General features: G+C 68.4%; 31 protein-coding genes. 30 read left to right on the top strand and 1 reads right to left on the bottom strand.

From position 1 onward, the window contains the following. Positions 1–63: 63 nt before the first annotated feature. Complete coding sequence (locus tag ACWDAS_RS21160; RefSeq protein WP_450392977.1) at positions 64–2,103, bottom strand: PIG-L family deacetylase; 2,040 nt, start codon at positions 2,101–2,103, stop codon at positions 64–66. 193 nt (positions 2,104–2,296) lie between these two features. Between ACWDAS_RS21160 and ACWDAS_RS21165 the strand changes: the two genes are divergently transcribed. From ACWDAS_RS21165 to rpsD, 30 genes are all read left to right on the top strand, one after another. Beyond that, positions 2,297–3,520, top strand: coding sequence for a S8 family peptidase (locus ACWDAS_RS21165; RefSeq protein WP_450392980.1), 1,224 nt, complete (start codon positions 2,297–2,299; stop codon positions 3,518–3,520). Positions 3,521–3,900: 380 nt separating this feature from the next. Continuing rightward, on the top strand, positions 3,901–4,209 hold the full coding sequence (gene rpsJ / locus ACWDAS_RS21170) for a 30S ribosomal protein S10 (RefSeq protein ID WP_014144312.1): 309 nt from the start codon (positions 3,901–3,903) through the stop codon (positions 4,207–4,209). A 14-nt stretch (positions 4,210–4,223) separates the two neighbouring features. Continuing rightward, positions 4,224–4,868 carry a 50S ribosomal protein L3 gene (gene rplC / locus ACWDAS_RS21175; RefSeq protein ID WP_431944486.1) on the top strand — a complete coding sequence of 215 codons (645 nt, stop codon included), beginning with the start codon at positions 4,224–4,226 and terminating at the stop codon, positions 4,866–4,868. Between the two features lie 4 nt (positions 4,869–4,872). After that, entirely contained in the window at positions 4,873–5,523 is a 651-nt protein-coding gene (gene rplD / locus ACWDAS_RS21180; RefSeq protein WP_450392984.1) for a 50S ribosomal protein L4, read from the top strand. Then, on the top strand, positions 5,523–5,849 hold the full coding sequence (gene rplW / locus ACWDAS_RS21185) for a 50S ribosomal protein L23 (RefSeq protein WP_450392987.1): 327 nt from the start codon (positions 5,523–5,525) through the stop codon (positions 5,847–5,849). The genes rplD and rplW overlap by 1 nt, the downstream gene beginning before the upstream one ends. 47 nt (positions 5,850–5,896) lie before the next feature. Next, on the top strand, positions 5,897–6,733 hold the full coding sequence (gene rplB / locus ACWDAS_RS21190; protein ID WP_450392989.1) for a 50S ribosomal protein L2: 837 nt from the start codon (positions 5,897–5,899) through the stop codon (positions 6,731–6,733). 12 nt (positions 6,734–6,745) lie between these two features. Continuing rightward, positions 6,746–7,027, top strand: coding sequence for a 30S ribosomal protein S19 (gene rpsS / locus ACWDAS_RS21195; RefSeq protein ID WP_431944481.1), 282 nt, complete (start codon positions 6,746–6,748; stop codon positions 7,025–7,027). A 43-nt stretch (positions 7,028–7,070) separates the two neighbouring features. After that, a complete protein-coding gene (gene rplV, locus ACWDAS_RS21200; protein WP_361800744.1) occupies positions 7,071–7,418 on the top strand; it encodes a 50S ribosomal protein L22 in 348 nt (115 codons plus the stop codon). Beyond that, entirely contained in the window at positions 7,418–8,242 is an 825-nt protein-coding gene (gene rpsC / locus ACWDAS_RS21205; RefSeq protein ID WP_431944479.1) for a 30S ribosomal protein S3, read from the top strand. The genes rplV and rpsC overlap by 1 nt, the downstream gene beginning before the upstream one ends. A gap of 5 nt (positions 8,243–8,247) precedes the next feature. Further along, positions 8,248–8,667, top strand: coding sequence for a 50S ribosomal protein L16 (gene rplP, locus ACWDAS_RS21210; RefSeq protein ID WP_018558876.1), 420 nt, complete (start codon positions 8,248–8,250; stop codon positions 8,665–8,667). Further along, positions 8,667–8,891, top strand: coding sequence for a 50S ribosomal protein L29 (gene rpmC, locus ACWDAS_RS21215; RefSeq protein WP_431960947.1), 225 nt, complete (start codon positions 8,667–8,669; stop codon positions 8,889–8,891). The genes rplP and rpmC overlap by 1 nt, the downstream gene beginning before the upstream one ends. Beyond that, positions 8,891–9,175 (top strand): 30S ribosomal protein S17, encoded by a 285-nt coding sequence (rpsQ, locus tag ACWDAS_RS21220; protein WP_031524791.1) that lies wholly within the window; start codon positions 8,891–8,893, stop codon positions 9,173–9,175. Before rpmC ends, rpsQ begins: the two co-directional genes overlap by 1 nt. Positions 9,176–9,331: 156 nt before the next feature. Then, the gene (rplN, locus tag ACWDAS_RS21225) at positions 9,332–9,700 is read left to right on the top strand and encodes a 50S ribosomal protein L14 (RefSeq protein ID WP_055718836.1); all 369 of its coding nucleotides are present in this window, start codon (positions 9,332–9,334) and stop codon (positions 9,698–9,700) included. A 3-nt stretch (positions 9,701–9,703) separates the two neighbouring features. Next, positions 9,704–10,027, top strand: a complete 324-nt coding sequence (gene rplX, locus ACWDAS_RS21230; RefSeq protein ID WP_319139015.1) for a 50S ribosomal protein L24 — start codon at positions 9,704–9,706, stop codon at positions 10,025–10,027. Next, positions 10,027–10,596 carry a 50S ribosomal protein L5 gene (gene rplE, locus ACWDAS_RS21235; protein WP_450392996.1) on the top strand — a complete coding sequence of 190 codons (570 nt, stop codon included), beginning with the start codon at positions 10,027–10,029 and terminating at the stop codon, positions 10,594–10,596. Before rplX ends, rplE begins: the two co-directional genes overlap by 1 nt. A 3-nt stretch (positions 10,597–10,599) precedes the next feature. Next, on the top strand, positions 10,600–10,785 hold the full coding sequence (locus ACWDAS_RS21240; protein WP_003956452.1) for a type Z 30S ribosomal protein S14: 186 nt from the start codon (positions 10,600–10,602) through the stop codon (positions 10,783–10,785). A gap of 265 nt (positions 10,786–11,050) precedes the next feature. Then, a complete protein-coding gene (rpsH, locus tag ACWDAS_RS21245) occupies positions 11,051–11,449 on the top strand; it encodes a 30S ribosomal protein S8 (protein ID WP_450393000.1) in 399 nt (132 codons plus the stop codon). A gap of 21 nt (positions 11,450–11,470) precedes the next feature. Next, on the top strand, positions 11,471–12,010 hold the full coding sequence (rplF, locus tag ACWDAS_RS21250; RefSeq protein WP_450393003.1) for a 50S ribosomal protein L6: 540 nt from the start codon (positions 11,471–11,473) through the stop codon (positions 12,008–12,010). A 3-nt stretch (positions 12,011–12,013) separates the two neighbouring features. Beyond that, complete coding sequence (gene rplR, locus ACWDAS_RS21255) at positions 12,014–12,397, top strand: 50S ribosomal protein L18 (RefSeq protein WP_361800633.1); 384 nt, start codon at positions 12,014–12,016, stop codon at positions 12,395–12,397. A gap of 41 nt (positions 12,398–12,438) precedes the next feature. After that, on the top strand, positions 12,439–13,044 hold the full coding sequence (gene rpsE, locus ACWDAS_RS21260; RefSeq protein WP_319158054.1) for a 30S ribosomal protein S5: 606 nt from the start codon (positions 12,439–12,441) through the stop codon (positions 13,042–13,044). Continuing rightward, the gene (gene rpmD, locus ACWDAS_RS21265) at positions 13,044–13,226 is read left to right on the top strand and encodes a 50S ribosomal protein L30 (RefSeq protein ID WP_018558884.1); all 183 of its coding nucleotides are present in this window, start codon (positions 13,044–13,046) and stop codon (positions 13,224–13,226) included. The genes rpsE and rpmD overlap by 1 nt, the downstream gene beginning before the upstream one ends. Before the next feature lies 1 nt (position 13,227). Continuing rightward, complete coding sequence (gene rplO, locus ACWDAS_RS21270; RefSeq protein WP_431960949.1) at positions 13,228–13,683, top strand: 50S ribosomal protein L15; 456 nt, start codon at positions 13,228–13,230, stop codon at positions 13,681–13,683. Between the two features lie 770 nt (positions 13,684–14,453). Then, positions 14,454–15,767, top strand: coding sequence for a preprotein translocase subunit SecY (gene secY / locus ACWDAS_RS21275; RefSeq protein WP_450393006.1), 1,314 nt, complete (start codon positions 14,454–14,456; stop codon positions 15,765–15,767). Continuing rightward, positions 15,767–16,441, top strand: a complete 675-nt coding sequence (locus ACWDAS_RS21280) for an adenylate kinase (protein ID WP_450393009.1) — start codon at positions 15,767–15,769, stop codon at positions 16,439–16,441. The genes secY and ACWDAS_RS21280 overlap by 1 nt, the downstream gene beginning before the upstream one ends. 91 nt (positions 16,442–16,532) lie before the next feature. Continuing rightward, positions 16,533–17,369, top strand: a complete 837-nt coding sequence (map, locus tag ACWDAS_RS21285) for a type I methionyl aminopeptidase (protein WP_450393012.1) — start codon at positions 16,533–16,535, stop codon at positions 17,367–17,369. Positions 17,370–17,524: 155 nt separating this feature from the next. Then, entirely contained in the window at positions 17,525–17,746 is a 222-nt protein-coding gene (gene infA / locus ACWDAS_RS21290; protein WP_003956442.1) for a translation initiation factor IF-1, read from the top strand. Positions 17,747–17,775: 29 nt separating this feature from the next. Further along, on the top strand, positions 17,776–17,889 hold the full coding sequence (gene rpmJ / locus ACWDAS_RS21295) for a 50S ribosomal protein L36 (protein ID WP_003956441.1): 114 nt from the start codon (positions 17,776–17,778) through the stop codon (positions 17,887–17,889). A gap of 189 nt (positions 17,890–18,078) precedes the next feature. Then, a complete protein-coding gene (gene rpsM / locus ACWDAS_RS21300; RefSeq protein WP_089226450.1) occupies positions 18,079–18,459 on the top strand; it encodes a 30S ribosomal protein S13 in 381 nt (126 codons plus the stop codon). Between the two features lie 67 nt (positions 18,460–18,526). Continuing rightward, complete coding sequence (rpsK, locus tag ACWDAS_RS21305) at positions 18,527–18,931, top strand: 30S ribosomal protein S11 (RefSeq protein ID WP_018558890.1); 405 nt, start codon at positions 18,527–18,529, stop codon at positions 18,929–18,931. A gap of 36 nt (positions 18,932–18,967) precedes the next feature. After that, entirely contained in the window at positions 18,968–19,594 is a 627-nt protein-coding gene (gene rpsD, locus ACWDAS_RS21310) for a 30S ribosomal protein S4 (protein WP_450393015.1), read from the top strand. Positions 19,595–19,779 lie beyond the last annotated feature (185 nt).

Consider the following 19,779-nt stretch of genomic DNA (forward strand, 5'->3'; position numbering starts at 1 on the left):
GTGGGCCGGGGCCCTTGCCGTTCTCCCTGGCGTACGCCGGTCCGGGGCGGAGCGGGGGGAGCGCTAGACCGGCGTACGCAGCTCCGGCCGCCAGATCCAGGGCGTGGCGTCCGTACCGTGCCCCACGACGGCCGGCCGGGCCCCGGGGCGGGTGTGCAGGGCCGGGAAGCCGTAGCCGTGGGCGCCCGGGCGCACCGCGCCGGCCGGGTGCGCGAGGCCGACGACGCGGACGGCGCCGTCGGCCGTGCGGCCGGCCAGCAGTCCATGGGCCTGGGCGACCGGGCCGTACCCGTCGAAGAGCCGTGGCCGGGACGGCCCGAGCGCCGCCCGGACGATGCCGAGCCGGTGGACGACGAGTTCCTCGCTCGCCGGGCGCCGGTAGACGAGCGTGAGCGAACCGTCGGACTCCGCGGTGGCGGCCGGCGGGTCACCTGGCGCGGGCAGTTCGGTCAGCGCGCGGAAGGCGAGCGGCCGGCCCGGCGCGTCCTGCGACCAGTGGTGCACGGCCGTGCGCCCGGCGGCGAAGACATGCACCCGTTCGTCACGGTCGACAACCGCGCTCAGCCCGTCCTGCACCTCCTCGCCGCCCAGGTCCTGCCAGCCGATCCAGCGGCCGTCCGGCTCCCGTACGCGGGTGCTGAGGCCCTTCGCGGCGTTGCGCACGAACAGGTGCACCCGGCCGTCCCGGGAGGCCACCGCGACCGGCACGCCGATCCTGCGCCCCCGGTCCGGATCGTCCTCGGGCGAGCCCAGCCCCGCCCAGGCGCGGCCGTCCTCCAGCATCACGATCTCCCGGAGGTTGGCCGCCCGGTCGGCCTCCAGTGAGGCGAACCGCAGTGCGAACAGCAGCGGTCCGCCACCGGCCGGGTCGGTCACGGTGCTCAGTGCCGGTGCAAGCGGCCCGCCGCCCAGGTCCTGCGGGGCGCCCCAGCGCCCGCTGCCGGGGGCGGTCTCCCGCCAGCGCACCGCGCGGGTGCCGAGCACGCCGTGGGCGACCAGCCGTCCCGCGGCGTCGGTGCCGGGCACGGGCCGGGCGCCGGGGTAGCGGTAGTGGGTGCTGCGTACCCAGCCCTTGCGGTTGGCGAGCGGTCTGCCCATGCCGACCGAGTAGTCGCCGCAGCCGGAGGGGTTGCCGCACGGCCAGTCGGGGGCGCCGCCGTACGGGGCGAGGTAACCGGCCTTCTGCCGCAGCAGCGCCGCGGGGAGGTTGTAGGGCCAGTGGTGGTTGTAGTAGCCCCGGTAGGCCGTCGCCAGGAACGCGGGTGCGCTGCCCTCTCGGCGGGCGCTGGTGTCCGCGTACCGCGTGATGGCCTTCCAGGTGAACAGCGCGGTCGCGGTGTGGTCCCAGTGGTCGCTGTAGCCGAGCTGCTCGGTGTCCCGGCGCCGAGTGGCCTGGTTGGCCTCCATGTCCGGGTCGGGGTCGAGGGTGTGGACGACAGTCGGCCGGTAGTGCTCCAGCAGACCCGTCAGCACGTCGACCAGGACCTCGTGGGTGTACGTGTCCGTGGTCCCGTCCGGGGAACCGGCGGAGGCGAAGGTCGGCAGCGTCATGCCGGGCAGCTGCCACAGCTGCGGCAGCCCGACGGTGTTCGTCGGGCCGTGCATGGAGAGGTTGAGGAAGACCAGCACCGTCTCGCGGCCGTGCGCGCGCAGGGTGTCGACCTCGGCGGTCATCCCGTGGGCCAGCCGCATGGTGCCGCGCCGCCACGGGGTGAAGATGTCGGTGCCCAGCATCGCCGCGTACGCCTGTCTGAGGCCCTGGTGGCGGGCTGCGGAGTAGGCCGCCTTGTCCGGGGCCGGGCGCGGCCGCCCCGGTGGGCGGTTGACGCCGTGCGCCTCGCCCGCGGTGACGTACACCGACACCACGGGCACGCCCGCCTCGATGGCCTGCACGGTGTCCGGATTCATGAAGTACAGCTCGTCGTCGGGGTGCGCCAGCACCTGCAGCAGCCGCGCCCCGCCGGCCGTGGGGCGGAACGACAGGGGGCCGGGCGCGGGACCGGTGGCGTCGTCCGGCTGCCGGACGCAGCCGCCCACGGCGACGCCCGTGACGGCGGCGGCGAGCCCGGTGAGGAAGCGCCGGCGGGTGGCAACGATCTTCACGTCACGTTAGAGGGATCCTTCGGCCCGCAGGTTGCCGCGCCGGGGTGCGGCATGCGCCACCCGGGCGACGCGCGGCCGCCATCGGGCCGTCGCCGCCGGTCTCCCCGGCATGCTCCGGCCGCACGGCCGCCGGGCCCGCTCGCCCGATTGGCACACTGCGCGAGCAGGGGCGGTTCACCCGGTGTTACTACTGGTGACGTTCGGTGCACACTCGTACGAGTCCCCCGAGGAGCCCGCCATGCGCCTGTCCCAGCGCCGGGCAGTGGTCGTCGCCGTCCTGGCGGCCGTCCTGCCCGCCCTCGGCGGCGTCGCCCGGGCCCCGGAGCCGCCGGGGGCGCCGCTGCGGATGGCGGCGCAGGGCGGCATCGCGGGGCAGTATCTGGTGGTGCTGCGGGCGGGGACGGATCCGGGCTCGGTGCTGCGCAGCGTGGCGGCGGAGCCGATGTTCACCTTCACCAGCGCGCTGGTGGGCTTCGCCGCGCGGCTGACCGACGGACAGGTCTCCCGGCTGCGGACGGAGCCCGGGGTGGATGCCGTGGAGCAGGACGCGGTGGTCGCGGCGCCGAAGCCGGCGACGCAGGTCGCTGCGGCCGCCGCCGAGACGTCCTGGGGCCTGACCCGGATCAACAACCGGGCCCGCGGCGGCAGCGGCTTCGCGGTGCGGGCGACGGGCGCCGGAGTCACCTCGTACATCATCGACACCGGCATCGAGTACGGGCACGCCGAGTTCGGCGGTCGCGCGGTGCCGGGCTTCGACGCGGTGGAGGACGGCCGGAACGGCGCCGACTGCAACGGCCACGGCACCCATGTCGCGGGGACGGTCGGCGGCGCCCAGTCGGGGGTGGCCCGGGCCACGAAGCTGGTCTCGGTGCGGGTCCTGGGCTGCGACGGCCGGGGCTCGGTGGCCACCGTGGTCGCCGGGATGAACTGGGTGGCCGCCCACGCGGTGAAGCCCGCCGTCGCCAATCTGTCGACCGGCGGCGCGCGCAGCGAGACGGCCGACCGCGCCGTGGAGGGCCTGGCGGCCGCGGGTGTCTTCCCGGTCGTCGCCGCGGGCAACTCCGACGGGGACGCCTGCGAGGCCTCCCCGGCCGCGGCGCCCGGCGCCTTCACCGTCGCCGCCGTCGACGAGTCCGACCACAAGGCGTCCTTCAGCAACTGGGGCCCGTGCGTGGACATCAGCGCCCCCGGTACGGGGATCACCTCGGCGGCCATGGGCGGCGGCCTGGTCCGCATGAGCGGTACGTCGATGGCCGCGCCGCACGTCACGGGCGTGGCGGCGCTCTACAAGGACACGTACGGCGACGTCCCGACGGACTTCCTCGCCTCCTGGCTCTCCGCCAACGCCACCCCCGACATCCCCTCGGACGCCCCGGCCGGCACGCCGCGGCGGCTGGTCTACACATCGGGACTGTGACCCGTGTTTGGCGGAGCGGGGACGGGGGGTAAGGTACTCCGCCCCGATTGGCGTCCGACGCGTCCGGTATGGCAGACTAGCCGGGTTGCTCGGTCGAGTGCCGATGCTGCGCGCCTCCCGTCGGGAGGACCGGAAGCGAGTCCCACAGTACTCGTCGTCCCTCGTGGGGCGGACGTACGGGAATCTTCCGGGAAGCGTCAGCGGGGTGCTCGCCAGGCACTCGGTGGGTGTCTTCTCCCATGTATCCCTCTCCCTGAGGGTCTCCGCCATGCGGAGATTTAGGGGAAGGGAAGCGACACGCCCGACCGCGTGGGTCGGAGAAGGCGGTCGAACCACCGAGTTCCAGAGCGTTAACTAGCAGACAGGACTACGAAGTAGCCATGGCGGGACAGAAGATCCGCATCCGGCTCAAGGCCTACGACCACGAGGTCATCGACTCCTCGGCGAAGAAGATCGTCGAGACGGTGACGCGTACTGGTGCGCAGGTCGCGGGCCCGGTGCCGCTGCCCACTGAGAAGAACGTGTACTGCGTCATCAAGTCGCCGCACAAGTACAAGGACTCGCGCGAGCACTTCGAGATGCGCACGCACAAGCGCCTGATCGACATCCTCGACCCGACGCCCAAGACCGTTGACTCGCTGATGCGCCTGGACCTTCCGGCCGGCGTCGACATCGAGATCAAGCTCTGAGAGGCGCGGAACAGATGGCTAAGCAGATCAAGGGCATCCTGGGCGAGAAGCTCGGCATGACCCAGGTCTGGGACGAGAACAACCGTGTCGTCCCGGTGACCGTGGTCAAGGCCGGCCCGAACGTCGTGACCCAGGTCCGCACGAACGACGTCGACGGTTACGAGTCGGTCCAGATCGCCTTCGGCGAGATCGACCCGCGCAAGGTGAACAAGCCCCTCAAGGGCCACTTCGCCAAGGCCGACGTGACCCCTCGCCGTCACCTGGTGGAGCTCCGCACCTCCGACGCCGCCGAGTACACCCTCGGCCAGGAGATCACCGCTGAGGTCTTCGAGGCCGGCGTGAAGGTGGACGTCACCGGCAAGAGCAAGGGCAAGGGCTTCGCCGGTGTCATGAAGCGTCACAACTTCAAGGGCCTCGGCGCCGGTCACGGCACCCAGCGCAAGCACCGCTCTCCCGGTTCCATCGGTGGCTGCGCCACCCCGGGCCGTGTCTTCAAGGGCCTGCGCATGGCGGGCCGCATGGGCAACGAGCGGGTCACCACCCAGAACCTGACCGTCCACGCCGTTGACGCGGAGAAGGGCCTGCTGCTCATCAAGGGCGCGGTTCCCGGCCCGAACGGCGGCCTCGTCCTGGTCCGCACCGCGGCCAAGGGGGCCTGAGGATATGAGCACCATTGACATTCTGTCGCCCGCCGGCGACAAGGCCGGGACCGTTGAGCTCCCCGCCGAGATCTTCGACGCGAAGGTCAGCATCCCGCTGATCCACCAGGTCGTCGTGGCGCAGCTCGCTGCCGCCCGTCAGGGCACCCACAAGACCAAGACCCGTGGCGAGGTCCGCGGCGGTGGCAAGAAGCCGTACCGCCAGAAGGGCACCGGCCGCGCCCGTCAGGGCTCGACCCGCGCCCCGCAGTTCGCCGGTGGTGGCGTCGTGCACGGTCCCGTGCCGCGTGACTACTCGCAGCGGACCCCGAAGAAGATGAAGGCCGCCGCCCTGCGCGGTGCCCTCACCGACCGGGCGCGTCACAACCGCATCCACGTCGTGACCGGCGTCGTCGAGGGCGAGGCCCCGTCGACCAAGTCCGCCAAGACGCTGCTGGGCAAGATCAGCGACCGCAAGAACGTGCTGCTCGTCGCCGACCGCGCCGAAGAGGTCGCGTGGCTCTCCGCCCGCAACCTGCCCCAGGTCCACATCCTGGAGGCCGGCCAGCTGAACACGTACGACGTGCTCGTCTCCGACGACGTGGTCTTCACCAAGGCCGCCTTCGACCGCTTCACCGGTAACGGCGCCGCCGAGACCGAAGGGAGCGACGCCTGATGGCCGAGCAGACCGCGATCACCAGCAAGACCTTCACGGACCACCGTGACATCCTGGTCAAGCCGGTGGTTTCCGAGAAGAGCTACGCGCTGCTGGACGAGAACAAGTACACGTTCGTCGTCGACCCGCGTGCCAACAAGACCCAGATCAAGCAGGCCGTCGAGGCGGTCTTCTCGGTCAAGGTCACCGGGGTCAACACGATCAACCGCCAGGGCAAGCGCAAGCGCACCCGCACCGGTTTCGGCAAGCGCAAGGACACCAAGCGCGCCATCGTGACCCTCGCCGAGGGCGACCGCATCGACATCTTCGGCGGTCCGGTCTCCTAACGGAGATCGGTTCGTCCAGAAGTCCGGAATCTTCCGAGGACTGAGAAATGGGTATCCGCAAGTACAAGCCGACGACCCCGGGCCGTCGTGGCTCCAGCGTCGCCGACTTCGTCGAGATCACGCGGTCCACGCCGGAGAAGTCGCTGGTCCGCCCCCTGCACAGCAAGGGCGGCCGTAACAACACCGGTCGTGTGACCGTTCGCCACCAGGGCGGTGGCCACAAGCGCGCCTACCGCGTGATCGACTTCCGTCGTCACGACAAGGACGGCGTGCCGGCCAAGGTCGCGCACATCGAGTACGACCCCAACCGCACCGCGCGCATCGCGCTCCTGCACTACGCGGACGGCGAGAAGCGCTACATCCTGGCCCCGGCCAAGCTGAACCAGGGTGACCGGATCGAGAACGGCGCCGGCGCCGACATCAAGCCGGGCAACAACCTGCCGCTGCGCCACATCCCGGTGGGTACGACCGTTCACGCCATCGAGCTCCGGCCCGGCGGCGGCGCGAAGCTGGCGCGCAGCGCCGGTGCCTCCGTGCAGCTGCTGGCGAAGGAGGGCTCCATGGCCACCCTTCGTATGCCGTCCGGTGAAGTCCGCCTGGTCGACGTCCGCTGCCGCGCCACCGTCGGCGAGGTCGGCAACGCCGAGCAGTCGAACATCAACTGGGGCAAGGCCGGCCGTATGCGCTGGAAGGGCGTCCGCCCGACCGTCCGCGGTGTGGCCATGAACCCCGTCGACCACCCGCACGGTGGTGGTGAGGGCAAGACCTCCGGTGGTCGCCACCCGGTCAGCCCGTGGGGTCAGAAGGAGGGTCGTACTCGCTCGCCGAAGAAGGCCAGCAGCAAGTACATCGTCCGCCGCCGCAAGACGAACAAGAAGCGCTAGGAGCGGGTTTAGATGCCGCGCAGTCTCAAGAAGGGGCCCTTCGTCGACGACCACCTGATCAAGAAGGTGGACGCTCAGAACGAGGCCGGTACCCACAACGTCATCAAGACCTGGTCCCGCCGCTCGATGATCATCCCGGCGATGCTGGGCCACACGATCGCGGTGCACGACGGCCGTAAGCACGTCCCGGTGTTTGTCACCGAGTCGATGGTCGGCCACAAGCTCGGCGAGTTCGCGCCGACCCGCACCTTCCGCGGCCACGAGAAGGACGACCGCAAGTCGCGTCGTCGCTGATCTGCGGAAAGCGAAGACCATGACAGACACCGAAGGGACAACCATGGAAGCCAGGGCCCAGGCGCGGTACATCCGCGTCACGCCCATGAAGGCCCGCCGCGTGGTGGACCTCATCCGTGGCATGAGCGCCACGGAGGCTCAGGCGGTCCTGCGTTTCGCCCCGCAGGCCGCGAGCGTGCCGGTGGGCAAGGTGCTCGACAGCGCCATTGCCAACGCCGCGCACAACTACGACCACACCGACGCCGAGTCGCTGTACATCAGCGAGGCGTACGTCGACGAGGGCCCGACCCTGAAGCGGTTCCGTCCGCGTGCTCAGGGCCGCGCCTACCGGATCCGCAAGCGGACCAGCCACATCACCGTGGTCGTCAGCAGCAAGGAAGGAACCCGGTAATGGGCCAGAAGGTTAACCCGCACGGGTTCCGGCTCGGCGTGACGACGGACTTCAAGTCCCGTTGGTACGCCGACAAGCTCTACAAGGACTACGTCAAGGAAGACGTCGCCATCCGCCGGATGATGACGCAGGGCATGGAGCGGGCCGGCATCTCCAAGGTGGAGATCGAGCGCACCCGCGACCGCGTCCGCGTCGACATCCACACCGCCCGGCCGGGCATCGTCATCGGCCGTCGCGGCGCGGAGGCCGACCGCATCCGCGGTGACCTGGAGAAGCTGACCGGCAAGCAGGTCCAGCTGAACATCCTCGAGGTCAAGAACCCGGAGACGGACGCTCAGCTGGTGGCCCAGGCCGTCGCCGAGCAGCTGTCCTCCCGCGTCTCCTTCCGTCGTGCCATGCGCAAGTCGATGCAGAGCACGATGAAGGCCGGCGCCAAGGGCATCAAGATCCAGTGCGGTGGCCGTCTCGGCGGCGCCGAGATGTCCCGCTCGGAGTTCTACCGCGAGGGCCGCGTTCCGCTGCACACGCTGCGCGCCAACGTCGACTACGGCTTCTTCGAGGCCCGTACGACCTTCGGCCGCATCGGCGTGAAGGTGTGGATCTACAAGGGCGACGTCAAGAACATCGCCGAGGTCCGCGCCGAGAACGCCGCCGCCCGCGCCGGCAACCGCCCGGCCCGTGGCGGTGGCAATGACCGTCCGCAGCGCCGCGGTGGCGAGCGCGGCGGCCGTGGCCGTCGTCCCCAGGGTGACGCCCAGGCCCCCAAGGCCGAGGCGACCACCGCTGAGGCCCCGGCTGCGGAGACCACCGGAACGGAGGCCTGACCCCCATGCTGATCCCCCGTCGGGTCAAGCACCGTAAGCAGCACCACCCGAAGCGTGATGGCATGGCCAAGGGTGGCACCGAGCTGGCGTTCGGTGAGTACGGCATCCAGGCCGTCACCCCCGCGTACGTGACGAACCGGCAGATCGAGTCCGCTCGTATCGCCATCACCCGTCACATCCGCCGTGGCGGCAAGGTCTGGATCAACATCTACCCGGACCGCCCGCTCACGAAGAAGCCGGCCGAAACCCGCATGGGTTCCGGTAAGGGCTCCCCGGAGTGGTGGGTCGCGAACGTCAAGCCCGGTCGGGTGATGTTCGAGCTGTCCTTCCCGAACGAGAAGGTTGCGCGTGAGGCGCTCACCCGAGCCGCCCACAAGCTTCCGATGAAGTGCCGGATCGTCCGGCGCGAGGCAGGTGAGCTGTAATGGCGGCCGGTACCAAGGCGACCGAGCTGCGCCAGCTGGGTGACGAGGAGCTCGTCGCCAAGCTGCGTGAGGCCAAGGAGGAGCTGTTCAACCTCCGCTTCCAGGCGGCCACCGGACAGCTCGAGAACAACTCCCGGCTGAAGGTTGTCCGCAAGGACATCGCCCGGATCTACACCCTCATGCGTGAGCGTGAGCTCGGCATCGAGACGGTGGAGAACGCCTGATGAGCGAGAAGAATGTGACTGAGAGCAGCGAGCAGCGCGGTTTCCGCAAGACCCGCGAGGGCCTCGTGGTCAGCGACAAGATGGACAAGACCGTCGTGGTCGCCGTCGAGGACCGCGTGAAGCACGCCCTGTACGGCAAGGTCATCCGCCGTACCAACAAGCTCAAGGCGCACGACGAGCAGAACGCCGCGGGCGTCGGCGACCGTGTCCTCCTCATGGAGACCCGGCCGCTGTCCGCGACCAAGCGCTGGCGCGTCGTCGAGATCCTCGAGAAGGCCAAGTAAGACCGCCCGGCCGGCCGGGCCGCGTGATCCGTTCGCGCGGCCCGGCCCCGGCCGGCACGTAATTCCTGCGGGGGGCTCCCCGCAGGACGGTTCCGCCAGGCTCGCAGGTGTCCCGGAAGGGCCCCGCGGGAACCGGCAGACGATCAGGAGATAGACGTGATCCAGCAGGAGTCGCGACTGCGTGTCGCCGACAACACTGGTGCGAAGGAGATCCTTTGCATCCGTGTGCTCGGTGGCTCCGGTCGCCGCTACGCGGGAATCGGTGACGTCATCGTCGCCACCGTCAAGGACGCGATCCCCGGTGGCAACGTGAAGAAGGGCGACGTCGTCAAGGCGGTCGTCGTGCGCACCGTCAAGGAGCGCCGCCGTCCCGACGGTTCGTACATCCGCTTCGACGAGAACGCGGCCGTCATCCTCAAGAACGACGGTGACCCCCGCGGCACCCGCATCTTCGGCCCCGTGGGCCGGGAGCTGCGCGAGAAGAAGTTCATGAAGATCATCTCGCTCGCGCCGGAGGTGCTGTAACCGATGAAGATCAAGAAGGGCGACCTGGTCCAGGTCATCACCGGTAAGGACAAGGGCAAGCAGGGCAAGGTCATCGCGGCCTACCCGGCTGAGGACCGTGTCCTGGTCGAGGGTGTCAACCGGGTCAAGAAGCACACCAAGGCCGGCCAGACCGCTCGCGGCTCGCAGACCGGCGGCATCATCACGACCGAGGCTCCCGTCCACGTCTCCAACGTCCAACTGGTCGTGGAGAAGGACGGCAAGAAGGTCGTGACCCGCGTCGGCTACCGCTTCGACGACGAGGGCAACAAGATCCGCGTTGCCAAGCGGACCGGTGAGGACATCTGATGACTGCCACCGACACGACGCGCGTGCAGCCGCGTCTGAAGACGCGCTACCGCGAGGAGATCGCGGGCAAGCTGCGTGACGAGTTCCAGTACGAGAACGTCATGCAGATCCCCGGTCTCACCAAGATCGTGGTCAACATGGGTGTGGGCGACGCCGCCCGCGACTCCAAGCTGATCGAGGGCGCGATCCGCGACCTCACCACGATCACCGGCCAGAAGCCGGCCGTCACCAAGGCCCGGAAGTCCATCGCGCAGTTCAAGCTGCGCGAGGGCCAGCCGATCGGCGCCCACGTCACCCTCCGCGGTGACCGCATGTGGGAGTTCCTGGACCGTCTGCTGTCGCTCGCGCTCCCGCGCATCCGCGACTTCCGCGGTCTGTCGCCGAAGCAGTTCGACGGCCGCGGCAACTACACCTTCGGTCTCACGGAGCAGGTCATGTTCCACGAGATCGACCAGGACAAGATCGACCGTGTCCGGGGTATGGACATCACCGTGGTGACCACGGCGACCAACGACGCTGAGGGCCGCGCGCTCCTTCGTCACCTCGGCTTCCCGTTCAAGGAGGCGTGAGCCGTGGCGAAGAAGGCTCTTATCGCGAAGGCCGCCCGCAAGCCCAAGTTCGGCGTGCGCGCCTACACGCGCTGCCAGCGCTGCGGCCGTCCGCACTCCGTGTACCGCAAGTTCGGCCTGTGCCGTGTGTGCCTTCGTGAGATGGCGCACCGCGGTGAGCTGCCGGGCGTGACCAAGAGCTCCTGGTAACAACCCTTCTGGGTTGTCCAGGGACTCTCGGTGAGCATCAAGGACGGCGAGATCCCGCCCGTCGCCCGCCACCGCCCTTCCGAGGGCGCCCTGGCGGGCGGCGGAACTCCCTTCCCGCATACCGTAAGGTAGAAGGGTTGGGCGCTCGCCGCCCAAGACCGTCTTACTACGCCGTAGGTCCCCGCGCCGCACCCGTCCCCAGTCTCATGGGGGAGAGGGATGGCGCATATAGGAAACCCCGGCGAGAGAGGCCTAAGGCCATCACATGACCATGACTGACCCGATCGCAGACATGCTGACGCGTCTGCGGAACGCGAACTCCGCGTACCACGACGAGGTCACCATGCCGTTCAGCAAGATCAAGTCGCACATCGCGGAGATCCTCCAGCAGGAGGGTTACATCCAGGGCTGGAAGGTCGAGGACGCCGAGGTCGGCAAGAACCTCGTCATCGACCTCAAGTTCGGTCCGAACCGCGAGCGCTCGATCGCCGGCATCAAGCGCATCAGCAAGCCCGGTCTGCGGGTCTACGCAAAGTCCACCAACCTGCCGAAGGTGCTCGGCGGCCTGGGCGTGGCGATCATCTCCACCTCCCACGGGCTCCTCACCGACAAGCAGGCCAACAAGAAGGGCGTGGGTGGGGAAGTCCTCGCCTACGTCTGGTAGTCGGGAAACGGAGGTAAAGCCATGTCGCGTATTGGACGGCTGCCCATCCCGGTTCCCGCCGGCGTGGACGTCACCATCGATGGCCGGACGGTCTCGGTGAAGGGCCCCAAGGGTTCCCTGACCCACACCGTTGCCGCGCCGATCGACATCGTCAAGAACGAGGACGGCACCCTGCAGGTGTCGCGCCCCAACGACGAGCGTCAGAACAAGGCCCTGCACGGCCTGTCCCGCACGCTGGTGGCGAACATGATCACCGGCGTGACCGCGGGCTACGTGAAGAAGCTCGAGATCAGCGGTGTCGGCTACCGCGTCCAGGCGAAGGGCTCCAACCTGGAGTTCGCCCTGGGCTACAGCCACCCGATCCTCGTCGAGGCCCCCGAGGGCATCTCCTTCAAGGTCGAGACCCCCACCAAGTTCTCGGTCGAGGGCATCGACAAGCAGAAGGTCGGCGAGGTCGCCGCGAACATCCGCAAGCTGCGGAAGCCCGACCCGTACAAGGCCAAGGGCGTCAAGTACGAGGGCGAAGTCATCCGCCGCAAGGTCGGAAAGGCTGGTAAGTAAGCCATGGCATACGGTGTGAAGATCGCCAAGGGCAACGCCTACAAGGGCGCCGCCAAGAAGCGTCGCCACATCCGCGTTCGCAAGCGGATCTCGGGCACCGAGGCGCGTCCGCGCCTGGTCGTGACCCGTTCCAACCGGGGTATCACGGCGCAGGTCATCGACGACATCGCGGGCCACACCCTGGCCTCGGCGTCGCACCTGGACACCTCCATCCGGGGTGGCGAGGGCGACAAGACCGAGCAGGCGAAGAAGGTCGGCCAGCTGGTTGCCGAGCGTGCCAAGGCTGCCGGTGTCGAGACCGTCGTGTTCGACCGTGGTGGCAACCGGTACGCCGGTCGCATCGCCGCCCTGGCCGACGCCGCCCGCGAAGCCGGGCTCGGTTTCTGAGCCGGTTCCGTAGCTAGCGGAAACAGAGAGAGGTAAATCCAATGGCTGGACCCCAGCGCCGCGGTGGCGGTGCCGGTGGCGGCGAGCGGCGGGACCGGAAGGGCCGTGACGGCGGCGCAGCTGCCGCCGAGAAGACCGCGTACGTTGAGCGCGTCGTCGCGATCAACCGCGTCGCCAAGGTTGTGAAGGGTGGTCGTCGCTTCAGCTTCACCGCGCTGGTCGTGGTGGGCGACGGTGACGGCACCGTGGGTGTCGGTTACGGCAAGGCCAAGGAGGTGCCGGCCGCCATCGCCAAGGGCGTTGAGGAGGCCAAGAAGCACTTCTTCAAGGTCCCCCGTATCCAGGGCACCATCCCGCACCCCATCCAGGGCGAGAAGGCCGCGGGCGTCGTCCTGCTCAAGCCGGCTTCCCCCGGTACCGGTGTGATCGCCGGTGGCCCGGTGCGTGCCGTTCTGGAGTGCGCCGGTATCCACGACGTGCTGTCGAAGTCCCTCGGCTCCGACAACGCGATCAACATCGTGCACGCCACGGTGGAGGCTCTCCGTGGGCTGCAGCGCCCCGAGGAGATCGCCGCCCGTCGTGGTCTGCCGCTCGAGGACGTGGCCCCCGCGGCTCTGCTCCGGGCGCGTGCAGGGGTGGGTGCGTAATGGCTCGCCTCAAGGTCACGCAGGTCAAGTCCTACATCGGCAGCAAGCAGAACCACCGTGACACCCTGCGTTCGCTCGGCCTGAAGCGGCTGAACGACGTTGTGGTCAAGGAGGACCGCCCGGAGATCCGCGGCATGGTCCACACCGTCCGCCACCTCGTCACGGTCGAGGAGGTCGACTGACATGGGAGAGCAGTCTCCGCTGAAGGTCCACAACCTCCGTCCCGCCCCGGGTGCCAAGACCGCCAAGACCCGTGTCGGTCGTGGTGAGGCCTCCAAGGGCAAGACGGCCGGTCGTGGTACCAAGGGCACCAAGGCCCGCTATCAGGTTCCGGAGCGCTTCGAGGGCGGGCAGATGCCCCTCCACATGCGTCTCCCGAAGCTGAAGGGCTTCAAGAACCCCTTCCGCACCGAGTTCCAGGTCGTGAACCTGGACAAGCTGGCCGCGCTCTACCCCGAGGGTGGCGAGGTCACGGTGGCCGATCTGGTCGCCAAGGGCGCGGTGCGCAAGAACCAGCTCGTCAAGGTGCTCGGCACCGGCGAGGTCTCCGTGGCGCTGCAGGTGACCGTTGACGCGGTCTCCGGCTCCGCCAAGGAGAAGATCACCGCTGCCGGCGGCTCGGTCACCGAGCTCGTCTGACATCGGGCCCGGTCCCTGACCGGAACCAGCAGGACCGGGCGGCTCCCTCACGGGAGTCGCCCGGTCCTGTTTTCGCATGTGGGCTCGTCGACGGCGTCGGGGACGCGGCTGCCGGGGACGGCGGGCGGCCCGGGCCGCCGAGGCCCTCGTACGGGCCGGCCCGGCCCACCGCGCGGCCGTGGCGCGGGCACGTGTCTGCCGGCCGTCGCTCCCGCTCTGTGACGAGCTGACGGGCTGACGGGCCGTCCCGACTCGTCAGAGCGGCGGCCGCGCGAGGATGCCGTTCTCCGCGTATCCGGAACTCGTGCTTTTCCCGCTCGATAGCGCGTACGCGGTTCACTTCACGAGCATTCCGCCGCCGTGTCCGAAGTCGTCGCGAGCGGGATGTGCGGCCGTCGTCCGGCCGGTTCCGTCCGCCGGACCGGGTGCGCGCGTCGTGGCCGGTTCGGGTCCCGTACGGCGGGTGCTCCGCATCCGGCCCGCGCGGGCCTGCGGAGATGACTCACGGGCCGTGCCGTGATGACTTACGCTGTGGTCCGGTCAACAAAAAAAGAAGACGCGGAAACGGCATCGCGCACGACGATCTCCTTAATAAGTGAGACAAGTGATCGAGACGTCCGAGTCGGCAGTTCCGCAGAAGGCGCGGCCCCGGGTAGGCTGGCGCGCGCTGTAGCTTTCAGGGTGGTCTGCGGCCGCTCATCTACTCTACGTATACGTCGAACTACAATACCGTGACCCCCTCGCCGTGAGCGGGGGGCGCAGGAGGCACCGTGCTCACCGCGTTCGCCCGGGCGTTCAGGACGCCCGACCTGCGCAAGAAGCTGCTGTTCACGCTGGGCATCATGGTGCTGTTCCGGCTGGGAGCGCACATCCCGATCCCTGGAATCGACTACCAGGTCGTCAACCAGTGCATCAAGGAGGTTCAGGGCAGCCAGGGCCTCTTCGGCCTGGTCAACCTGTTCAGCGGCGGCGCGCTCCTTCAGCTGACCATCTTCGCGCTCGGCATCATGCCGTACATCACCGCGAGCATCATCCTGCAGCTGCTGACCGTGGTCATCCCCCGCCTGGAAGCCCTCAAGAAGGAGGGGCAGGCCGGCCAGACGAAGATCACGCAGTACACGCGGTACCTCACGGTCGCCCTCGCGGTCCTGCAGGGGACGGGCCTGGTGGCCACCGCCCGCGCCGGCACCCTGTTCCAGGGCTGCCAGGAGCGCTTCAGCATCGTCCCCAACCAGTCGATCTTCACGACGGTCACGATGGTCATCACGATGACCGCGGGCACCGCGCTGATCATGTGGCTGGGTGAGCTGATCACCGACCGCGGCATCGGCAACGGCATGTCGATCCTGATGTTCCTGTCGATCGCGGCCGGCTTCCCCGGCGCCCTCTGGGCGATCAAGAAGTCCGGCAAGATCGCGGGCGGCTGGGTCGAGTTCGGCGCCGTCATCCTCGTGGGCCTGGCGATGGTCGCGCTGGTCGTCTTCGTCGAGCAGGCGCAGCGCCGCATCCCCGTGCAGTACGCGAAGCGCATGATCGGGCGCCGTTCCTACGGTGGCACGTCCACCTACATCCCGCTGAAGGTGAACCAGGCGGGTGTGATTCCTGTCATCTTCGCGTCATCGCTCCTGTACATCCCGTCACTGGTCGTCCAGTTCAGCGGTTCCACCTCTACCTGGGCAAACTGGGTCAGGGACAACCTGGTCAAGGGCGATCACCCGATCTACATCACCGCGTATTTCCTGCTGATTGTCTTCTTTGCCTTCTTCTACGTGGCCATCTCGTTCAACCCCGAAGAAGTCGCGGACAACATGAAGAAGTATGGTGGGTTCATCCCGGGCATCCGGGCTGGTCGTCCCACCGCGGAGTACCTCAGCTACGTGCTCAACCGCATCACGTGGCCGGGCGCGATGTACCTGGGTCTGATCGCCCTGGTGCCCACCGTGGCGCTGGTGCTGTTCAACGCGAACCAGAACTTCCCGTTCGGCGGGACGAGCATCCTCATCATCGTGGGTGTCGGCCTGGAGACCGTGAAGCAGATCGAGAGCCAGCTTCAGCAGCGTAACTACGAAGGGTTCCTCCGCTGATGCGCATCGTCCTCGTCGGGCCTCCCGGGGCCGGCAAGGGTACGCAGGCCGCGTACCTTGCCAGGAACTTGTCGATTCCGCACATCTCCACGGGCGACCTCTTCCGGGCGAACATCAGCCAGGGCACGGAGCTGGGCCGCAAGGCCCAGGAGTACATGGATGCCGGCCGGCTGGTCCCCGACGAGATCACCATCGGCATGGCCAAGGACCGCATGCTGCAGCCGGACGCCGGGAACGGCTTCCTGCTCGACGGCTTCCCGCGGAACGTGGGCCAGGCCCAGGCGCTCGACAAGATCCTCGCCGAGAACGGAATAGCGCTGGACGCGGTGCTGGACCTGGAGGTCCCCGAGGAGGAGGTCGTCAAGCGGATCGCCGGTCGCCGGCTGTGCCGCAAGAGCGGCGCCCATGTCTTCCACGTGGTCTACAACCCTCCGGCCACCGAGGGCGTCTGCGACGAGTGCGGCGGTGAGCTGTACCAGCGGTCCGACGACACCGAGGAGAAGGTGCGCGTCCGGCTCGAGGAGTACCACAGCAAGACCGAGCCGATCATCGACTACTACAAGCAGCAGGGCCTGGTGCGCACGATCTCGGCTCTGGGCAAGGTCGCCGAGGTGACCAAGCGGTCGATGGACGCGCTGCACGACAAGAAGGACACGGGCGACAGCGCCGCCTGAACACACGCATGACCGATACGGCCGTGGTGTCCCCGAGGACGCCGCGGCCGTACCGTTGAGGTATCCGGTGGACGAAGGAAGGCGAGAGCCGATGGTGGAGATCAAGAACCCCGAGCAGATCGCGAAGATGCGCGCGGCGGGTCTTGTCGTCGCCGCCATCCACGAGGCCACCCGTGAGGCGGCCGTCCCCGGGGCCACCACCAAGGATCTCGACGACGTCGCCCGCAAGGTCCTCGCCGACCACGGCGCCAAGTCGAACTTCCTCGGGTACGGCGGCTTTCCCGCCACGATCTGCACCTCGGTGAACGACGTCGTCGTCCACGGCATCCCCGACACCGAGACCGTCCTGAAGGACGGCGACATCATCTCCATCGACTGCGGCGCCATCGTCGACGGCTGGCACGGCGACGCCGCCTACACCGCCTTCGTGGGCAGCGGCCACGCGCCGGAGCTGATCGAGCTGAGCCGGGTGACCGAGGAGTCCATGTGGGCCGGCATCGCCGCCTTCCGCAAGGGCGACCGGCTGGTGGACATCTCCCGCGCCATCGAGACCTACATCCGCCGCCAGCCGAAGCCCGGCGGCGGCAAGTACGGGATCATCGAGGAGTACGGCGGTCACGGCATCGGTTCGCAGATGCACATGGACCCCCACCTGCTGAACTACGTCTCCCGCAAGCGCGGCAAGGGCCCCCGCCTGGTGCCGGGCCTGTGCCTGGCCATCGAGCCGATGGTGAGCCTGGGTACCCCGCTCACCCACGTCCTCGAGGACGAGTGGACGGTCAAGACCGACGACGGCACCTGGTCCTCCCACTGGGAGCACTCCATCGCGCTGACCGAGGAGGGCCCGCTGGTCCTGACCGCCCCCGACGGCGGCAAGGCCAAGCTGGCGGAGTACGGGATCACTGCCGCGCCGGATCCGCTGGCCTGAGCGTCCCACCGCGGGTCCGCTTAACGATCATCTTTCGGGGGCATACACCCCGGATTCGTCTTTCGAGGATGCCTGGCGTAGACTGTCACGTCGGCTTACGTATGTCTTCAGGCATGCCAAAAGCCGACCAAGGTAGCCGATCCCGAAAGCAGGACATGGCCAAGAAGCAAGGCGCCATCGAGATCGAGGGCACCGTTATCGAGTCTCTGCCGAACGCTATGTTCAAGGTGGAGCTGCAGAACGGTCACAAGGTCCTCGCGCACATCAGCGGCAAGATGCGGATGCACTACATCCGCATCCTTCCCGATGACCGGGTCGTTGTGGAGTTGTCCCCCTACGACCTCACGCGCGGACGGATCGTCTACCGCTACAAGTAGATCTCACGACCCGGAGAACCTGACATCCCATGAAGGTCAAGCCGAGCGTCAAGAAGATCTGCGACAAGTGCAAGGTGATCCGCCGTCACGGCCGGGTCATGGTCATCTGCGACAACCTGCGCCACAAGCAGCGCCAGGGCTGACGCACGCCGACCTGCACCTCGCAGTTCTTCGCGCGACGCGAGCAACATGTGTACATACGCAGCATCCGTCGGGCCGGACCGGTCCGGCTGACGACACCTCCGGCGGGGGCCGGGGACCTGATCCGTACCTCGTACGGCGGTCAGGAGCGGTGCTGCGGAAGACCCCCGAACACCAACAGGAGCCATTGAATGGCACGCGTTTCAGGTGTTGACATTCCGCGCGAAAAGCGTGTGGAAGTCGCCCTCACCTACGTCTTCGGCATCGGCCGCACCCTGGCCCAGGAGACCCTCGCCGCCACCGGCGTGAACCCGAACACCCGCGTTCGCGACCTGGACGAAGAGGACCTCGTCAAGATCCGCGAGTACGTGGACGCCAACATCAAGACCGAGGGTGACCTCCGTCGCGAGATCCAGGCGGACATCCGCCGCAAGGTCGAGATCGGCTGCTACCAGGGCCTGCGCCACCGCCGCGGCCTGCCGGTCCACGGCCAGCGGACCCACACCAACGCCCGCACCCGCAAGGGCCCGCGTCGCGCCATCGCCGGCAAGAAGAAGCCGGGCAAGAAGTAGTCCTCAGCGGACGCTCGTCAGCGGTCTTCGCTGTAGGACCGACCACCTCCACCGGGAGTAACCACATATGCCTCCGAAGGGCCGTCAGGCCGGCGCCAAGAAGGTGCGCCGCAAGGAGAAGAAGAACGTCGCTCATGGGCACGCCCACATCAAGAGCACGTTCAACAACACCATCGTTTCGATCACGGACCCGTCCGGCAACGTGATCTCCTGGGCCTCCGCCGGCCACGTCGGCTTCAAGGGCTCGCGCAAGTCGACCCCGTTCGCCGCGCAGATGGCCGCCGAGTCGGCCGCGCGTCGCGCGCAGGAGCACGGCATGCGCAAGGTCGATGTGTTCGTCAAGGGCCCCGGCTCCGGCCGTGAGACCGCGATCCGCTCCCTCCAGGCCACCGGCCTCGAGGTCGGCTCGATCCAGGACGTCACTCCGACCCCGCACAACGGATGCCGCCCGCCGAAGCGCCGGCGCGTCTGATCAGCAATCCGCTGAGCAGGTAGGAGACAAACAGGAATGGCGCGTTACACCGGGGCCGACTGCAAGCGTTGCCGTCGGGAGAAGCAGAAGCTCTTCCTCAAGGGGAGCAAGTGCGAGAGCGCAAAGTGCCCGATCGAGATCCGTCCTTACCCCCCGGGTGAGCACGGACGCGGGCGCACCAAGGACAGCGAGTACCTCCTGCAGATGCGCGAGAAGCAGAAGTGCGCGCGCATCTACGGTGTCCTTGAGAAGCAGTTCCGCGGGTACTACGAGGAGGCGAACCGCAGGACCGGCAAGACCGGTGAGAACCTGCTCCGCATCCTCGAGTCCCGGCTGGACAACGTGGTCTACCGGGCGGGCTTCGCCAAGTCGCGCGACCATGCGCGACAGCTGGTCCGTCACGGCCACTTCCTCGTGAACGGCGTCAAGACCGACATCCCGTCGGCCCGTGTCGTCGCGAACGACATCATCGAGGTCCGCGAGTCCTCCCGTAACCTGACGCCCTTCGTGGTGGCCCAGGGGGAGGCAGGCGAGAGGACCGTCCCGGCCTGGCTGGAGGCGATCCCCACGCGACTGCGGGTCCTCGTGCACAACCTGCCCGAGCGCCCGGTGATCGACACCCAGGTGCAGGAGCAGCTGATCGTCGAGCTCTACTCGAAGTAGTAGCGGCTCACGGTCCCGGGCGGTGCGGCGCATCTCGCGCCGCGCCGCCCGTACCCTTGAAGCCTCGGCATCAAATAGTGGGTGCCGAAGACTGGAGGCAATACCTCATGCTGATCGCTCAGCGCCCCTCGTTGACCGAAGAGGTCGTCGACGAGTTCCGCTCCCGGTTCGTGATCGAGCCGCTG

The organism is Streptomyces sp. NPDC001070 (genome assembly GCF_053598835.1).

Coding starts and splice junctions, on each gene's coding strand:
- rplW (WP_450392987.1), top strand. CDS start 5,523: ATGGCCGAGCAGACCGCGATCACCAGCAAGACCTTCACGGACCACCGT.
- rplP (WP_018558876.1), top strand. CDS start 8,248: ATGCTGATCCCCCGTCGGGTCAAGCACCGTAAGCAGCACCACCCGAAG.
- rplV (WP_361800744.1), top strand. CDS start 7,071: ATGGAAGCCAGGGCCCAGGCGCGGTACATCCGCGTCACGCCCATGAAG.
- rpsC (WP_431944479.1), top strand. CDS start 7,418: ATGGGCCAGAAGGTTAACCCGCACGGGTTCCGGCTCGGCGTGACGACG.
- map (WP_450393012.1), top strand. CDS start 16,533: ATGGTGGAGATCAAGAACCCCGAGCAGATCGCGAAGATGCGCGCGGCG.
- rpsQ (WP_031524791.1), top strand. CDS start 8,891: ATGAGCGAGAAGAATGTGACTGAGAGCAGCGAGCAGCGCGGTTTCCGC.
- rpsJ (WP_014144312.1), top strand. CDS start 3,901: ATGGCGGGACAGAAGATCCGCATCCGGCTCAAGGCCTACGACCACGAG.
- rpsS (WP_431944481.1), top strand. CDS start 6,746: ATGCCGCGCAGTCTCAAGAAGGGGCCCTTCGTCGACGACCACCTGATC.
- rplR (WP_361800633.1), top strand. CDS start 12,014: ATGGCATACGGTGTGAAGATCGCCAAGGGCAACGCCTACAAGGGCGCC.
- rplC (WP_431944486.1), top strand. CDS start 4,224: ATGGCTAAGCAGATCAAGGGCATCCTGGGCGAGAAGCTCGGCATGACC.
- rpsK (WP_018558890.1), top strand. CDS start 18,527: ATGCCTCCGAAGGGCCGTCAGGCCGGCGCCAAGAAGGTGCGCCGCAAG.
- rpmC (WP_431960947.1), top strand. CDS start 8,667: ATGGCGGCCGGTACCAAGGCGACCGAGCTGCGCCAGCTGGGTGACGAG.
- rplE (WP_450392996.1), top strand. CDS start 10,027: ATGACTGCCACCGACACGACGCGCGTGCAGCCGCGTCTGAAGACGCGC.
- rpsM (WP_089226450.1), top strand. CDS start 18,079: ATGGCACGCGTTTCAGGTGTTGACATTCCGCGCGAAAAGCGTGTGGAA.
- infA (WP_003956442.1), top strand. CDS start 17,525: ATGGCCAAGAAGCAAGGCGCCATCGAGATCGAGGGCACCGTTATCGAG.
- rplD (WP_450392984.1), top strand. CDS start 4,873: ATGAGCACCATTGACATTCTGTCGCCCGCCGGCGACAAGGCCGGGACC.
- rplX (WP_319139015.1), top strand. CDS start 9,704: ATGAAGATCAAGAAGGGCGACCTGGTCCAGGTCATCACCGGTAAGGAC.
- rpmD (WP_018558884.1), top strand. CDS start 13,044: ATGGCTCGCCTCAAGGTCACGCAGGTCAAGTCCTACATCGGCAGCAAG.
- rpsD (WP_450393015.1), top strand. CDS start 18,968: ATGGCGCGTTACACCGGGGCCGACTGCAAGCGTTGCCGTCGGGAGAAG.
- rplF (WP_450393003.1), top strand. CDS start 11,471: ATGTCGCGTATTGGACGGCTGCCCATCCCGGTTCCCGCCGGCGTGGAC.
- rplO (WP_431960949.1), top strand. CDS start 13,228: ATGGGAGAGCAGTCTCCGCTGAAGGTCCACAACCTCCGTCCCGCCCCG.
- rpsE (WP_319158054.1), top strand. CDS start 12,439: ATGGCTGGACCCCAGCGCCGCGGTGGCGGTGCCGGTGGCGGCGAGCGG.
- rpsH (WP_450393000.1), top strand. CDS start 11,051: ATGACCATGACTGACCCGATCGCAGACATGCTGACGCGTCTGCGGAAC.
- rpmJ (WP_003956441.1), top strand. CDS start 17,776: ATGAAGGTCAAGCCGAGCGTCAAGAAGATCTGCGACAAGTGCAAGGTG.
- rplB (WP_450392989.1), top strand. CDS start 5,897: ATGGGTATCCGCAAGTACAAGCCGACGACCCCGGGCCGTCGTGGCTCC.
- ACWDAS_RS21280 (WP_450393009.1), top strand. CDS start 15,767: ATGCGCATCGTCCTCGTCGGGCCTCCCGGGGCCGGCAAGGGTACGCAG.